Here is a 13,857-nt window from a genome sequence, read left to right on the forward strand (position 1 = left end):
GGATTAAATATGCGCGATAAAATTAAATTGGTTTCTAGCGAAGGCACAGGCCATTTTTACACCACCACCAAAAACAAACGCACCATGCCAGAAAAAATGGAGATCAAAAAATTTGATCCTGTTGTCCGTAAGCATGTCATGTACAAAGAAGCAAAAATTAAGTAATTGCTTTTTTGCTGCCGCTTGGTGTTTAGGCTGACCACAACTTTTGCGGTTGTGGTTGGGCTAAGGCGGGCAGTGTCCCCTTAAAGACCCCTTCAGAAAACTAGATTTTAGCGTTAAACGGTTTCCTTTATTGCTTTGCCCTATTGTGGTGCGTTTTTTGCCAAAATGAAACGGGCATAAATCTATCCCTCGCTGAGTTTGTTCTCGGCAAGTGCCTAAATTGCAAGCGTTAAAACCATAACGCATAGCGCCTTTAATTTTTCCGGTAATTCTTAATCAATTTATGGTATTTTGAGATACCTTTTTAAGCCCTAGTTCTGGCTTAGAAAAAATCTTGTGGCATGTTTTATGCTAAAGCCTAAGTGAATTAATCAATAGTGAATGCTATGAAATCTATCTGGGAAAATTATAAAACCGATGTCGCCTACGATGAGCTGATGTATTCTGAATACCAGCCGCGACCTGTCAGCCACAGCTTGTGCCAATATCTCAACTCCCTCAATAAAGAAGACATCGACAAGCGTAAAATTGCCGCCGAGCTTGCTATTATGGAGATGGGGATTAGTTTTACCGTCTACAGCGATGAAGGCAATATCGATAGGGCTTGGCCATTCGATATTATTCCAAGGATTTTGGACGGTAAAGAATGGAAAATCATCGAAAAAGGCCTTAAGCAGCGATTGACGGCGCTAAATTGTTTTATTAGCGACGTTTACAGTGAACAGGCCTTTATTAGAGACGGCAAGATGCCTAGCGAAATTGTCAACAGCTCTAAGAATTTCCGGAAGGAATGTGTCGGCATGAAGCCAATGCATAATGTTTGGGCCAATATCTGCGGCACTGATTTGGTGCGGGATAAGGACGGCGTTATGTACGTACTGGAAGACAATCTGCGCGTACCTTCAGGTGTCTCTTATATGCTTGAAAATCGCATCATCACCAAGCGCGTCTTTCCTGAGTTGTTACAAGACATCAATATTTTGCCCATTGATGACTACCCTACCCAATTATTGGAAATGCTGTGTTCGATTGCGCCGCACCAAAACGGCAAGCCACAAATTGTGGTGCTGACACCTGGTATTTACAATTCCGCCTATTTTGAACACGCCTTCCTTGCCCAACAAATGGGCGCCCAGCTCGTTGAAGGCAGTGATTTGATGGTTGATGACGATGATTGCGTCTATATGCGCACCATTGAAGGACCTGCAAAAGTAGATGTGATCTACCGCCGTATTGATGATGATTTTATTGATCCGGAAGTGTTCCGTAAGGATTCCGTGTTAGGTGTTCCTGGTTTGATGCGAGCATGGAAAGCGGGCAATGTCGGCTTGGCAAACGCCCCGGGTGCCGGCGTGGCGGATGATAAGGTCGTTTATGCTTATGTGCCGGAGATGATCCGCTACTATCTGAATGAAGAGCCTATTTTGCCGAATGTTCCTACTTATTTGTGCAGCAACCAAGAGCATCTTGACTATGTCATGGAGCATTTGGCTGAATTAGTCGTTAAACCCGCCAATGAATCGGGCGGCTATGGCATGCTTGTAGGGCCTCACGCGACAGCCCAGGAAGTGGAAGCATTCCGTGAAATCATTAAAAAAGATCCGCGCAATTACATTGCCCAGCCTACGCTTTCGATTTCGACCGCACCAACTTTGTGCAATGACAAACTTGAGCCGCGTCACATTGATTTAAGGCCGTTTATATTGCAAGGCGAAAAAACGTTTGTCACCGCGGGCGGTTTAACTCGTGTGGCGTTAAAAAAAGGTTCGTTAGTGGTTAACTCGTCACAAGGCGGGGGCAGCAAAGACACTTGGATTATCAGTATGGAGGAGGGCTAATGTTATCCCGTTCAGCAGAACGCTTGTATTGGTTGGCCCGCTATTTGGAGCGCACCGAAAACATTGCCCGTTTGGTCAGTGTGCATATGAATTTATTGATGGATTTGCCTAAAGGCGTAGAAATGGGATGGCAACAGCTTATCCGCATTAATAGTGCCGATGAAGCTTTCCACGAAAAGTACAATACGATTAATGAACGCAACGTCACCCGCTTTTTGTTGGCGGATGCCAATTATGGGGGGTCGTTATTTTCATCACTGAGCATGGCGCGTGAAAATATCCGTACTTCGCGGGATTTGCTGCCCGATGAGGCGTGGGAACAAGTTAATGAAATGTATTTGTATGCGAAGACTAATCTGGATGCCATTACCAATCGCCATAGCCGATCGTTGTTCCTTAACGAAATCCTCAAGGGTTGCCAGCGATTTACGGGTTTATTGTCAGGCTACATGAGCCATAACAATCCTTATCGCTTTATCCGCTTGGGCAGAAATTTGGAACGCGCTGATATGACCAGCCGGATTTTGGACTTAGCCTCATTGTTGTTGTCAGAATCGCGCAGTGACGAAATGCGTCAGTATGAAACGATTTTGTGGATGAATATTTTAAAAGCCCTAAATGCTTTATTGATGTATCGTCAGCATGTCCGCAGCCGTATTAATGGCGATGATGTGCTGAATTTCCTGCTGCTGAACACCAATTTGCCAAGGTCGGTGGGGTGTTGCGTAGTGGAAATTTCTGACAGTATTAACCGTTTGCCGAACCATGGCGATTTGCCGGAAAAAATTGTTGAGTTGCAATCTTATGTGCAGTCGATCGACATCCAGCAAGTGACGCAATTGCAGTTGCGTGGCATCTTGGACGATTTGCAAAACAAACTGGGCGGTTTGCATGGGCAAATCACCGACAATTGGTTTTTGACGGTTGTTAACGAATAGCGTTGATAGCCAAGTTTAACCATACTTGTTTTGGTATTTTATATAATGATATGGCAGTGTTGTTGGCTCAAAACGAACAGTCGCAAGGGCCAACATCGCAAATATTGATGGTTTCGCAGTTTGTAGATTTAAAGATTTGAACTGGCAGTTCAAGGCAGTTGCAAATGTCACAATTAAGGCAGTCGAGAGCAGAGCTTTTGTCTTTGTTATGCCGCCTTTGCTTTTTTTGTACAGTGGCGGCATTTAGAGAAAGGTTTTGGTAGGCCGTTTTGCAGCGGGCAAGCTGTCTTGGCAATGCCCGCAACATTATGATGACGCCATGCCTTAAGGCGATGCGTTTGGCAAATTCAGAGCAAGAATGACGCCCGGTCTTATGTCGATACGCACAGCAAAAGCCTTTATGCGGAGACAAATATTTTTGATAGGCGGAAATTGATGCCGCCGCTGCATAGCGCATCATGGTTATTCGGCTTTATTTTACAAAGCAATTTTTTTCCGCGTACTCTTCCGCTTCTTTTAATTTCTTGCGTAAGTCTTTGGATTGCGTAGGGTCTCTAAATACGCCGCCAGCATCGCCTGGGGTGCTTTTCAAATAAGTGAAGGTTTTTGCTGCTTCGTACTCGCTAAACGTCATCTTTTCGGCGATTTTGTCAATTTTACAGCCACACGCGTACTGGCTGATGTAAGTAAGCCCGCCGTGCTGGGCAACGCAGTTTAATACATATTCGACACGATCGCGGGTAGGGAAGTCGTTGGTTACTGGAGTGGCGGGTGCTTCGGCTACTGGCGTGGATTCTGTTTTTTCAGGCGTGGTGGAGCAGGCTGTTAAAAGGGTTATCGCCAGGCTCATGAGAAGAGTTGTTGCTTTCATTGAATACATGTTGGTTTCCGATAGTGATGGTTAAATTTTTTGTCACTCTGCGACAGCAAAATCGACGATTTTTCGCAGCGTTTCATTCATTTTAACCGAAAATTCTTTTAATGCTTCATCGTCGGTATCAGTCGGTATCAGGTGTATGTTAACGATGGTGCTGCCGTGGTCTTGGTATAGCACAACATTGCAGGGCATGTAGCGGATGGTGGCGGGTGACATCTGCAAAATGGTTTTGGCGTGGGTTAGATTGCAAAATTGAAGGGTGTCGTAATCAGGGAAATCGGCAGTACCGCGTTCGCGTATCACTTTGCCGACGCGGCTGTGTCCAGTAACCCTAAAATTGTTTTCGGCGATGGCAATCTCCAGTTCCGCCAATACATCGTCGTAAGGTTTTTGAGTGGTAACCTGATAATAGGGGATGAATTCGCCTTTGGATTGGCTAGCGCAACTGCAAGCAATGACGGCATAGGTTAGTAAGGCGGATAATTTAAACATAGTTTGACCAACTTTTAGATAGATGAAAGCTTAGCATTATGGACAAGCAAACTAAAGTCGCTGGCGTTATTCTGGCAGGGGGCTTGGCGCGGCGCATGGATAATCAGGATAAAGGGCTGGTTGATTTTCGCGGTCAGCCTTTAGTCAGTTATGCAGTTGCTGCGATGTCGGCTGCATTGGACGGGCGGGTGTTTATCAGCGCCAATCGCCATCTTGAGCAATATCGGCAATTTGGTTGTGAAGTGATTAGGGATCAGACAGATAGCTTTGATGGTCCTTTGGCGGGCGTTTTGGCTGCAATGCAGTGTGCTGATGATGCGGAGTTGTTGGTGGTTATGCCTTGTGATTCGCCATTGGTCGAAGCTAGGCATTTGCAAAAGCTGTTGTCTGCTTGTCTTGATGGCGATGCCCAAGTGGCAGTTGCTTTTGATGGTGAGCGATTGCATCCTGTTTTTATGGTGGTGCGGACTAGTTTAATGTTTAGCTTAGGTGCTTATCTGGCGCTTGGGCATCGGAAGCTGCAAGATTGGTTGGCCATGCATTCGCCGATCTTGGTCGACTTTAGTGGCGAGCCTAAGATTTTTACCAATATCAATTCTTTTGCAGAACTGCGCCTTTTTGACGAAAAAGGCTAGGGAGTGATTTATTTTGTCAATAAGGTAAGTTTTGAACGTGAAATTTGGCAAAAGCAGGCATTAATTGTTGTGGTTTATTTCATATTAAGTGACAATATTTGTCAGTTTTTGGCGAATTTTGTTGGCATAAAGTCAGTTGTGTCATGGGGTTTTAAATTTTGGCGTTTGCGGATTCTTTTAGGTTTTCGTGGCTTTATTTTTTAAGCTTCATAAGCAACTAAATACACATGTGTTTTTATGCGCATTATTGTTTAGTTGCTATGGCTATTGGGGTTGGCGGGCATTGGTCAATCATTTGGATGGTTAGTTTTTGTTTGTATATGGTTGGCATAATGTCTGCATATAAGGTTTTTGCAAGCCTGACGCATTTTAAGGTTGACCATCCCTAACAACCTATAAACCAAGCGGCACAAAGTCTTATTGGGTATCGCATATGCCCTGTCTTATGGGGTGGTGGCTTGTAATAAATAAATATACGACTACCCTCTATTTTGCATTTCACGAGACCACGCATGAATACTGACGATTTCTATTTAATTAAATGCCATGATTCTGACGAATCGGCTGACAACTATTCGGTGCCTTGTTTTGGTTTGCAAGACTTGGAGACCGAATTTTTATGGTCCTCTAAAATGTTGGAGCGTTCAGATTATTTGGAAAAATTAGTGTTGCGTTTGGCCAGAAAGCCCAACCGCTTGGTTCTGCATGTGCAGCGCATACTTTATTGTTATCATTCTGATTTAAATGAACAGCTCTTTGCAGCCCTTATCGACTTTTTGGTCATTTTAAACAGGCGCGGCAAGGCAATCAGTTACCGCATGGTGTTTGGCTCAAGGACAAGGCTAAAATCTGTGCAATTAAAGGTCTTTAAAAATTATCTTTCTGACCAGAATTACGATCCAAGCTTGTTGCCTGGAAACAGCTACACTATTTTCACAAGGGGCATGATAGGCACAAGCAATTTGATTATGATGTCCAAACCTCAAAGGGTATCTAACTATGATCCTTTGGATTTGGCTCACGACCATATCGAATATAGCCAACTAGATGATGCCAAAAGAGTGCTGGAACAGGGCATTTTGAACGATCCAGACAGGTTGGTTTTACATCAAGAGCTACTTTACCTATACCAATTGACCAATGATGCTGCAGGTTTTAAGCGCATGTACAAACATTTGACACAACAAGGGCTGGCTACACCAGATAAATGGTCAAGCTTGGAAAACCACTTCGAAAAGGCACAAGCAAATGGATAAGGCTAAAGCACCTCTAAAAGTTGCATTGTTTGGCATGGATAGCCGTAGCCAGAAAATGATGATGATGTTTTTGCAAGGCCCCTGTAAAGGGATTGCTGTCGTTGCCGGTGAGCAGGATGCGGTTGTTGATATTTATGATGCCGATGTTTTTAACGGGCAAAAACTGCTTGATGAGAGGCTGGCAAAAAATATTGAAAAGCCTTTGATTGTCCTGTCGTTGACAGACCGTAAGCTTCAAAATGTGTATTATGTCAAGAAGCCAATTAAAACAGACGAAATGATTGCTGTTTTAAACCAAGTCAAATCGCGTGTTGGTGATGTGGCTGTGCAAAGGCCTGTATCCTCAAGCCCTCAATCCGAAACGATTCAGAGTAATGAGGAATTTCTGGCTGAATCCGAAAGAAACATGCTAAGGACAGGCAAGGCAAGTGCAGAATTATCCAAGCCTGTCTTAAAGAATTATGTTATCAACAACGACGAGCAAAACAAAACTTCTAAACATCAGGCTGCTATGCAGTTGAATGAGAAAAGTTTTAGCGCTTTTATTGGTAATGTGCCAGGAATTGATGTTAATGATCCCAAGCAGTTTGCCAAAGCGAGTTATAATCCCAAAGAGTATTATCAGGGTTATGTTGAGTCGGCATTTAAAGTCAGCGAAAGCAAAGGTCAGGCTAGGCAGCTGAATTCAGGTTGGAATCCTTTGCTGATTTTTCCCCAGGGTTCGGAAGTATGGTTGGATGCCGATGAAAATCAACTGAGATCATTTTCAGGTTTGGCAATCAATAACACATTAGGGGCTAAAATGTCGATAACCCCGCTTAGCCAAGAAGCAGCGGAGCAGTCCAGGGCGCTGGAGAGATTCCACAGCATGGAAGGCTTTTTATGGAAAGTGGCTTGTTGGGCTTCTAAAGGGCGCTATCCTCTTGGGATAGACATTGACACACCCGTCTATTTAAAAAGATGGCCCAACTTTACGCGTGTATTAGTGACACCTCACGCCATGCGAATTGCGGCATTATTGATTCAAGGCCCAAGAAGGCTTGATAATGTCGCAAAAGTGTTAAATATTAAACCCCAATATGTTTTTATTTTTATCAGTGCGGCTTGCGCTTTAGGGATAGCTGGCCAGGTTAAGAGGGAAGCTGATGTATTGTTAGAATTACCACCCATATCACCTAATAAAAACCAAGGCTTGTTGAGTCGGATTCTCAGCAAGCTGCGCGGCAAGTAAGGCATAGCGGAATAAAAATCTCATGAGTCAGTATAAGATTATTTTTACAGGGCCGGTCGGTGCAGGAAAGACTACCGCCATAAATTCAATTAGCGATATGCCTCCTGTCAAGACAGATGCCTCTGCAAGTGATATGACCAAGTCGAGAAAAGCATCGACGACAGTGGCACTAGATTATGGTGTGATGAATTTGCCGGGCGGTGAGAAGCTCCATCTGTATGGTACGCCAGGGCAAGAGCGGTTTGACTTTATGTGGGATATTCTCATTAATGGAGGTATCGGCTTGGTGCTCTTGCTTGATAATACCCGGGCAGATCCTTTCCAAGATATGCGTTTTTTCTTGGATACATTCGATAAGTTCATAAATGAAACATCGGTTGCCATAGGTGTGACGCAAATGGATTTAAGCGCAAAGCCTACTATCGACGACTATCATGTCCAGCTTCAGGCACAAGGGTTAAAACCTGCCGTGTTTGCCGTTGATGCTAGGGTTAAGAGCGACGTGTCGCTATTGGTTCAGGCTTTACTTTATTCATTAGACCCAGGTCTTGAGGACGATGGAAATGAATAAATACTCTTTAGCCGACAATGTTTACCTTTACCCGACACCAGCAGGTGCATATTATGCAGTTTCTTCCCTTGAAACCGATAAGCCTCGGCAGTTTTTAAGAAAACTTTTGCAACAAAAAACGACTCCATCGCTTAATTTACAAACATTGCAAGAGCTAATGGGGCATGAAGAGGAAAGTAAGTGCTACGAGCTTTTGAACCATTGTCAAAAACTAAGGTGGGTTCAAGGTCTTCATGAGCCGTTAGAATATCCAAGCAAACCTTTGGAGCATATTTTGCCGCTATTATTAAGTACCATTTCTGAAAATGGGAAAGTTTTATTGGCAGAAAACCAAGGATTTTATTTGGCGACTCATGGCTTTCCTCATGAGGTTGCAGAAGAGCTTTCGGCACTTAGTGCTGAAATTGCTACTGTTCACCAGCGCCGGTCAGGACTTTTGACTAACAATATGGGGGTAACAAGCCAGGCATGGTCAATCGTCGATAGCTTTGGTAACAGCCAAGTTGGTTTTTGGCCGTTATTTATTGCCAATAACCGTTTTGTTGTCGCAATATCAGGTATTCCCCATTTTAACCAGCCTGAGTTTGTTTCCTTGGTTTGGGCTTTGAGCATACGCTATACTGTTAAGGAAATTTAAGCTTTATATTTCGTTATTAATTTTAAGAGGACAAAAAAATGCGGGCAAATATGTTGACTTCTGTGCTAACAGAGCTTAATGGCACATCAGCCGATATTGAAGCATCGGGTATTATTTCGACTGATGGTTTGATGATTGCATCGGTGTTGCCGGCAGGCATGGATGAAGATAGAGTGGGTGCGATGAGCGCTGCAATGCTTTCTTTGGGTGATAGGACAGCACAAGAATTGGCAAGGGGTACATTGGAGCAAGTATTGATTAAGGGCGCAAACGGTTATGTGTTAATGACCTATGCAGGCCCTGAGTCAGTGTTGACAGTATTGGCTAAACCAAATGCAAAGCTTGGTTTGATATTCCTTGATGTTAAAAGAGCTGCAGGAAGTATTGCCGACTTTTTATAGTTGATTGATCTGCGTCAGTGGATTGGGGAGGGTATATGATTTATGACATGATGTCGGAATATATTATTGGAGATTATAAAGAATTAACCCTCAATCTGTATGGTGGATTAAAGCGAAAGGTTTTAGTTACCGATATTGAAACACCCTATCCCGATGGCAAGCTTATTGTTTCAACCACTGACAAAAACGGTATTATTACTAATGCTAACAAAGCATTTATTGAAATGTCAGGTTATTTCGAAGAAGAGTTGATAGGGTCTCCGCATTCTATTTTAAGGCATCCTGATATGCCGTCGGCAGCATTCAAAGATTTATGGGAAACGGTTAACAGAGGCGAGAAATGGCAAGGCTTTGTTAAAAACTTACGCAAGGATGGCGGTTATTATTGGGTTAAGGCTACCGTCATACCTAATGTCAGAAATGGTCAAGTAGTTAGCTATACTTCTGTTCGTAGAAAACCATCAAGGAGTAAAGTTGAAGAGAGTATTCTCCTTTACAAAGGAATGGAGTGAGTGTTGTGACATATCAATTTACAGTAAGCCCAGATTTTAGCCCTGACCATTTGTCTGGATGGTACATTTTCAATACATGGCTACAAAAGCAAACTAATGAGGCCATCCATTTGGAAATGTATAGTAATTTCCAATCCCAAAGGCTTGCCATTCAGAAAGGGCAAGTTGATCTTATCTATGCAAATCCTTTCGATGCATCCATGTTGGTTAGAGAATTCGGCTTTGTATCCTTAGTAAAAGCCGAAGGCATTTCCGATGAAGCCATTATTGCTGTAAATGCCCAAAGCAACGCTCAAGATGTCAGCGACCTATTGCCAGGTATCAGATTGGCTATTACAGAAGACCCTGATGTGCATATGATGGGTATGATAATGCTCGAGTCTGCTGATCTCAATACCGAAAATATCCATACTCAAATTTCCGATACCTATGTCATTGTTGCTAAACAATTGTTACAGAATAATGCCGATGCTGGAATTTTTTTGGCAGAAGCCTATGACGATTTATCAAACATGATAAAAAAACAATTGCGGGTTTTGGTTCGTAGCCAAATTTCGGTTATTCATCATAGTCTTATGTTAGGGCCAAAATTAGCAGGTAGACGCCAAGAAATTTCTGAGCTTTTACAGCGAATGAGTCAAACAGAAAGCAGCCAAGGTATTCTCGATAGTTTAGGTTTTCGATCATGGGTAGCGGTTGACGATGAGCAGATGGAATTTATGATTGATTTAATGGATACGCTAGCAGTTTAATTGCGAATTAGACGTTGATTACAAAAATATAGAATGTTGGATCACAATTAATGGCGATTGAAATTATTTCTGGGGAAGAAGTTTATAAAACGGTTATTAGTAATAAACTGAAGCGGTGGCCTGGCAGAAATAATCCGGATCGTTTATTTCCAATTGCAACGCCAATCGGCAACGCAACTTTTAAGATCAAACCTGATGACAAGATATTTTGTATAGGTTCTTGTTTTGCCAGTGAAATTAGCAACGCCTTGCATCGGCAAAATTACGAAGTATTGTCTATTTTTCGTGACTTGCCAAAATCTCCAAACCGTCATGTGGATAATGAAAATATAATTCGTAAATATAATGTTGCCAGTATTTATAACGAATTAAAATGGGCTTTAGATTCGGAAGGTACTTTTCCTGTTGAAAAGGTTTTAATATAGGTTAACGATAATTTATACGAAGACTATCAATTGGTTGGTAATAAATATCGATGTGGGGTTGATGAAATTCAGTTATTTCGAAAAAGCTTTAATCAAGCTTTTTCCGCAATAAAAAAAGCTGACGTAGTGGTGTTAACCTTAGGTTTGAGTGAGGTTTGGTTTGATAAACAATCCAGTCTTTATTTAAATATAGCGATCACACCTGAATTAGTAAAACGTTATCCTGGACGTTTTGAATTTCATGTGTTTGATTATAGTAAAACGTTGTCTTATTTAAATGAGATTTACGCTCTACTTGATAAGCATTTAAAGCCCGGTTTTCGTTTAATGCTTACAGTATCACCGGTGCCACTGAATGTAACCTATCGAAGCCAAGATGTTTTGATTTCAAATGCTTATTCAAAAGCAGTCTTAAGGGCATCGGTTGAAGAATTTATCATTGATAAGGCTAACGTTAATTATTTTCCTAGTTATGAGTTTGTAAGCCTTACCAATGCTGAAATTGTTTGGAGTGAAGATGATTTTCGCCATATTCATGAGTCGTTTATAGATTTCATAATGGCTAATGTGATGGCGCAATATACTGATGCGCCTGCGAGCATATATAATGAAAATCAATATCTAAAAGCAAAGTGCTTATACTATGGGGGCTACCTTAAGCAATCTAAGCAGATAATAAAGAAATTGATGTCCTTAGACGGCGAGCATAGACAAGAGTTATTAATATTGTGGACGGCTTTACAAGTTGGGGTACAGGGCAAGTACAAAGCCAAGCTACTTTATTTATTAACATATTTTAAGACATATAAACATCTGGGCTTTTTAAGTAAGATATTTAACTTAATGAAAAAGCGCGCCTTAAGCCAAAGACGGCTGTTTGCCGGTCATGTCGATGTTTGGGACGGGCGCAACTTATCCGGGTGGGCATGTCATTTAGGCCGCACATCGCCAATAACAATAAAGGTATATTCGGGTAATATCTTGTTGGATACTGTATTGGCGGCGAATCCTAGGGTCGATGTGGCTGCCGCGCATGGGGACAAGTTTTTAAATTGCGGTTTTGATATTTCTTTGGAAAATAAAAAACTAGAAGGTCAATCAATTAACGTGGTTTTTGCCGAAACGCGAATGCCCTTAGGAAATAGCCCGATCATGTGCCAGACATCTGCTTGACAGTACTGCCTTGTCCGGCGTTTTTTTGTTTTAGACATTTTTCAACACACCGGATTATTGCGCGGATTCCAGCTGTTCTTCTGCATCCAACCAAGCCATTTCTGCGGCTTCCAAATTTTTGGAAACTTGTGTTTTTCGTTCGATCAATTGTTTTAAACGATTTTTTTCACTGTCAGCATAAATGTCTGGATCAGCCAATTGCTGTTCCAATTGGCGCTGCTCTTCCAGTAGCTTCTCAACGAGATTTTCGGCCTTTTTGAGGGCGTCGTACAAAGGCTTGTATTTTTGTCGGCGTTCGGCTTCCAGCTTGCGTTGGTCTTTACGCGAGACAGTAGGGATGGCTGTTTCGGTTTCGTTACCCTTTTCTTCGGTTTTTTTCTGTTCATTAAGCCAGTTGCGGTAATCGTCCAAATCGCCGTCGAAAGGCTGCACTTTTCCATCAGCGACCAGTAATAATTGGTCGGTGACTGATCGTAATAAATGCCGGTCATGCGAAACGACGACCATTGCGCCCTGAAAATCCTGCAAGGCCACGCTTAAGGCATGGCGCATCTCCAAATCCAAATGGTTGGTTGGCTCGTCCAGCAGCAGAAGGTTTGGGTTTTGGTAAACCAGCAAAGCCAGCACTAAGCGGGCTTTTTCGCCACCTGAGAATGGCCGAACCGCTTCCATGACTTTGTCGCCACGAAAATCAAAACCACCCAAGAAATTACGCAAATCTTTTTCGGTGGCTTGTTTGTTCAGCTGTTGCACATGCCAAAGCGGACTTTCATCTAAGCGCAATTGCTCCAATTGGTGTTGGGCAAAATAGCCAATCCTTAAGGCTTCAGCGGCGACGCGGGTGCCAGTTAACGGCTGCATTTCGCCTGCCAACACTTTAATCAGGCTCGATTTACCCGCTCCGTTTGGACCCAGCAAGCCAATACGATCCCCAGGTGATATGGTCAAGCCAGCTTGTTTGACGATGGTTTTTTGTCCGTAGCCAATATCTGCTTTGTTAAGGTTTAACAGCGGGTTGGGGATACGGCCTGGGTCGGGGAAACTGAAGTCAAATGGCGAATCGACATGCGCTTGGGCGATTAGCTCCATGCGTTCCAAGGCTTTGATGCGGCTTTGTGCTTGCCGGGCTTTGGTGGCTTGGGCTTTAAAGCGGTCCACAAAGCTTTGCATGTGGGCAATTTCACGTTGCTGCTTTTGGAAAGCGGCTTGTTGTTGCGATAGCTTTTCGGCGCGCATTTTTTCAAAGGCCGAGTAATTGCCGGTGTAAATGTCGGCGCGCTGTTGTTCGATATGGACGATATGGTCGGTGATGGCGTCGAGAAAATCGCGGTCATGCGAAATCAGCAGCAAAGTGCCGGGGTATTTGCACAGCCAATCCTGCAGCCAGATCACGGCATCCAAATCCAAGTGGTTAGTGGGTTCGTCGAGCAGCAAGACATCGGATCGGCACATCAGTGCTTGCGCCAAATTAAGGCGCATACGCCAGCCACCGGAAAAAGAATTGACCGGATTGTGTTCTTGTTCGGCTTTGAATCCCAAGCCGTTCATTAGGCGCGAAGCCCTCGCTTGCGCCGTATAGCCACCAATGGTGTCCAGCGTGGCGTGCAACTCGGCTTGCTTTAAGCCATCGTGGCTTTGTTCGGCAGCGGCTAGTTGTTGTTGCAGGCGGCGCAGTTCTTGGTCGCCGTCGATGACATAATCAATTGCCGAACACGCTTCAGGCGGGGTTTCTTGCGCAACATGGGCAATTTCCAAGTTGGGCGGCATGGTAAAGTCGCCACTGTCCAGGTGCAATTCGCCACGGATGAGCGCGAAAAAGCTGGATTTACCCGCGCCATTGGCACCGGTAAAGCCGACTTTTTGCCCTTTGTGCAGGGTGAATGAGGATTGTTCGAAAAGGACGTTCACGCCCCGACGTAGGGCGATGTTTTTGAAGTTTAGCATTACTGGTCTG

The 13,857-nt window shown here is 43.5% G+C and carries 15 protein-coding genes and 1 pseudogene; 12 read left to right on the plus strand and 4 right to left on the minus strand.

Annotated features, from left to right (window positions below):
- The first annotated feature begins 9 nt into the window (after positions 1 to 9).
- From rpmG to ACYQ1O_RS13855, 3 genes are all read left to right on the plus strand, one after another.
- Complete coding sequence (gene rpmG / locus ACYQ1O_RS13845) at positions 10 to 165, plus strand: 50S ribosomal protein L33 (RefSeq protein WP_014150284.1); 156 nt, start codon at positions 10 to 12, stop codon at positions 163 to 165.
- A gap of 386 nt (positions 166 to 551) precedes the next feature.
- Positions 552 to 2,003, plus strand: coding sequence for a circularly permuted type 2 ATP-grasp protein (locus ACYQ1O_RS13850; RefSeq protein WP_459992515.1), 1,452 nt, complete (start codon positions 552 to 554; stop codon positions 2,001 to 2,003).
- On the plus strand, positions 2,003 to 2,941 hold the full coding sequence (locus tag ACYQ1O_RS13855) for an alpha-E domain-containing protein (protein ID WP_459992516.1): 939 nt from the start codon (positions 2,003 to 2,005) through the stop codon (positions 2,939 to 2,941). The genes ACYQ1O_RS13850 and ACYQ1O_RS13855 overlap by 1 nt, the downstream gene beginning before the upstream one ends.
- A 67-nt stretch (positions 2,942 to 3,008) precedes the next feature.
- Here the strand turns inward: ACYQ1O_RS13855 and yidD are convergent, their stop codons facing one another.
- The 3 genes from yidD to ACYQ1O_RS13870 are packed head-to-tail and all read right to left on the minus strand — an operon-like array spanning position 3,009 to position 4,310.
- Complete coding sequence (gene yidD / locus ACYQ1O_RS13860; protein WP_459992518.1) at positions 3,009 to 3,401, minus strand: membrane protein insertion efficiency factor YidD; 393 nt, start codon at positions 3,399 to 3,401, stop codon at positions 3,009 to 3,011.
- A 12-nt stretch (positions 3,402 to 3,413) separates the two neighbouring features.
- Complete coding sequence (locus ACYQ1O_RS13865) at positions 3,414 to 3,812, minus strand: hypothetical protein (RefSeq protein ID WP_459992520.1); 399 nt, start codon at positions 3,810 to 3,812, stop codon at positions 3,414 to 3,416.
- Positions 3,813 to 3,854: 42 nt separating this feature from the next.
- Positions 3,855 to 4,310 carry a DUF302 domain-containing protein gene (locus ACYQ1O_RS13870; RefSeq protein WP_459992521.1) on the minus strand — a complete coding sequence of 152 codons (456 nt, stop codon included), beginning with the start codon at positions 4,308 to 4,310 and terminating at the stop codon, positions 3,855 to 3,857.
- 38 nt (positions 4,311 to 4,348) lie between these two features.
- Here ACYQ1O_RS13870 and mobA point away from each other — a divergent pair, with 38 nt between their 5' ends.
- The 9 genes and pseudogenes from mobA (at position 4,349) to ACYQ1O_RS13915 (ending at position 11,903) form a co-directional block, all read left to right on the plus strand.
- Positions 4,349 to 4,945 (plus strand): molybdenum cofactor guanylyltransferase MobA, encoded by a 597-nt coding sequence (mobA, locus tag ACYQ1O_RS13875; RefSeq protein WP_459992524.1) that lies wholly within the window; start codon positions 4,349 to 4,351, stop codon positions 4,943 to 4,945.
- A 512-nt stretch (positions 4,946 to 5,457) separates the two neighbouring features.
- On the plus strand, positions 5,458 to 6,201 hold the full coding sequence (locus ACYQ1O_RS13880; protein WP_459992525.1) for a type IV pilus assembly protein FimV: 744 nt from the start codon (positions 5,458 to 5,460) through the stop codon (positions 6,199 to 6,201).
- Positions 6,194 to 7,432: a hypothetical protein gene (locus tag ACYQ1O_RS13885; RefSeq protein WP_459992526.1), complete on the plus strand. Its 1,239-nt coding sequence runs from the start codon at positions 6,194 to 6,196 to the stop codon at positions 7,430 to 7,432. Before ACYQ1O_RS13880 ends, ACYQ1O_RS13885 begins: the two co-directional genes overlap by 8 nt.
- 22 nt (positions 7,433 to 7,454) lie before the next feature.
- On the plus strand, positions 7,455 to 8,003 hold the full coding sequence (locus ACYQ1O_RS13890) for a GTP-binding protein (protein WP_459992528.1): 549 nt from the start codon (positions 7,455 to 7,457) through the stop codon (positions 8,001 to 8,003).
- On the plus strand, positions 7,996 to 8,640 hold the full coding sequence (locus tag ACYQ1O_RS13895) for a hypothetical protein (RefSeq protein WP_459992530.1): 645 nt from the start codon (positions 7,996 to 7,998) through the stop codon (positions 8,638 to 8,640). Before ACYQ1O_RS13890 ends, ACYQ1O_RS13895 begins: the two co-directional genes overlap by 8 nt.
- A gap of 38 nt (positions 8,641 to 8,678) precedes the next feature.
- Complete coding sequence (locus tag ACYQ1O_RS13900) at positions 8,679 to 9,041, plus strand: roadblock/LC7 domain-containing protein (RefSeq protein ID WP_459992532.1); 363 nt, start codon at positions 8,679 to 8,681, stop codon at positions 9,039 to 9,041.
- 35 nt (positions 9,042 to 9,076) lie between these two features.
- On the plus strand, positions 9,077 to 9,553 hold the full coding sequence (locus ACYQ1O_RS13905; protein WP_459992533.1) for a PAS domain-containing protein: 477 nt from the start codon (positions 9,077 to 9,079) through the stop codon (positions 9,551 to 9,553).
- 5 nt (positions 9,554 to 9,558) lie between these two features.
- The gene (locus ACYQ1O_RS13910; RefSeq protein WP_459992535.1) at positions 9,559 to 10,305 is read left to right on the plus strand and encodes a phosphate/phosphite/phosphonate ABC transporter substrate-binding protein; all 747 of its coding nucleotides are present in this window, start codon (positions 9,559 to 9,561) and stop codon (positions 10,303 to 10,305) included.
- A gap of 50 nt (positions 10,306 to 10,355) precedes the next feature.
- Positions 10,356 to 11,903: pseudogene (locus ACYQ1O_RS13915) on the plus strand (GSCFA domain-containing protein).
- A 54-nt stretch (positions 11,904 to 11,957) separates the two neighbouring features.
- Here the strand turns inward: ACYQ1O_RS13915 and ACYQ1O_RS13920 are convergent.
- On the minus strand, positions 11,958 to 13,847 hold the full coding sequence (locus ACYQ1O_RS13920) for an ATP-binding cassette domain-containing protein (protein WP_459992536.1): 1,890 nt from the start codon (positions 13,845 to 13,847) through the stop codon (positions 11,958 to 11,960).
- Between the last annotated feature and the right edge of the window lie 10 nt (positions 13,848 to 13,857).

Source organism: Methylosoma difficile (assembly GCF_054657615.1).

Coding starts and splice junctions, on each gene's coding strand:
- ACYQ1O_RS13870 (WP_459992521.1), bottom strand. CDS start 4,310: ATGTTTAAATTATCCGCCTTACTAACCTATGCCGTCATTGCTTGCAGT.
- ACYQ1O_RS13865 (WP_459992520.1), bottom strand. CDS start 3,812: ATGAAAGCAACAACTCTTCTCATGAGCCTGGCGATAACCCTTTTAACA.
- ACYQ1O_RS13850 (WP_459992515.1), top strand. CDS start 552: ATGAAATCTATCTGGGAAAATTATAAAACCGATGTCGCCTACGATGAG.
- ACYQ1O_RS13920 (WP_459992536.1), bottom strand. CDS start 13,847: ATGCTAAACTTCAAAAACATCGCCCTACGTCGGGGCGTGAACGTCCTT.
- yidD (WP_459992518.1), bottom strand. CDS start 3,401: ATGATGCGCTATGCAGCGGCGGCATCAATTTCCGCCTATCAAAAATAT.
- ACYQ1O_RS13880 (WP_459992525.1), top strand. CDS start 5,458: ATGAATACTGACGATTTCTATTTAATTAAATGCCATGATTCTGACGAA.
- ACYQ1O_RS13890 (WP_459992528.1), top strand. CDS start 7,455: ATGAGTCAGTATAAGATTATTTTTACAGGGCCGGTCGGTGCAGGAAAG.
- ACYQ1O_RS13855 (WP_459992516.1), top strand. CDS start 2,003: ATGTTATCCCGTTCAGCAGAACGCTTGTATTGGTTGGCCCGCTATTTG.
- ACYQ1O_RS13895 (WP_459992530.1), top strand. CDS start 7,996: ATGAATAAATACTCTTTAGCCGACAATGTTTACCTTTACCCGACACCA.
- ACYQ1O_RS13885 (WP_459992526.1), top strand. CDS start 6,194: ATGGATAAGGCTAAAGCACCTCTAAAAGTTGCATTGTTTGGCATGGAT.
- ACYQ1O_RS13900 (WP_459992532.1), top strand. CDS start 8,679: ATGCGGGCAAATATGTTGACTTCTGTGCTAACAGAGCTTAATGGCACA.
- rpmG (WP_014150284.1), top strand. CDS start 10: ATGCGCGATAAAATTAAATTGGTTTCTAGCGAAGGCACAGGCCATTTT.
- mobA (WP_459992524.1), top strand. CDS start 4,349: ATGGACAAGCAAACTAAAGTCGCTGGCGTTATTCTGGCAGGGGGCTTG.
- ACYQ1O_RS13905 (WP_459992533.1), top strand. CDS start 9,077: ATGATTTATGACATGATGTCGGAATATATTATTGGAGATTATAAAGAA.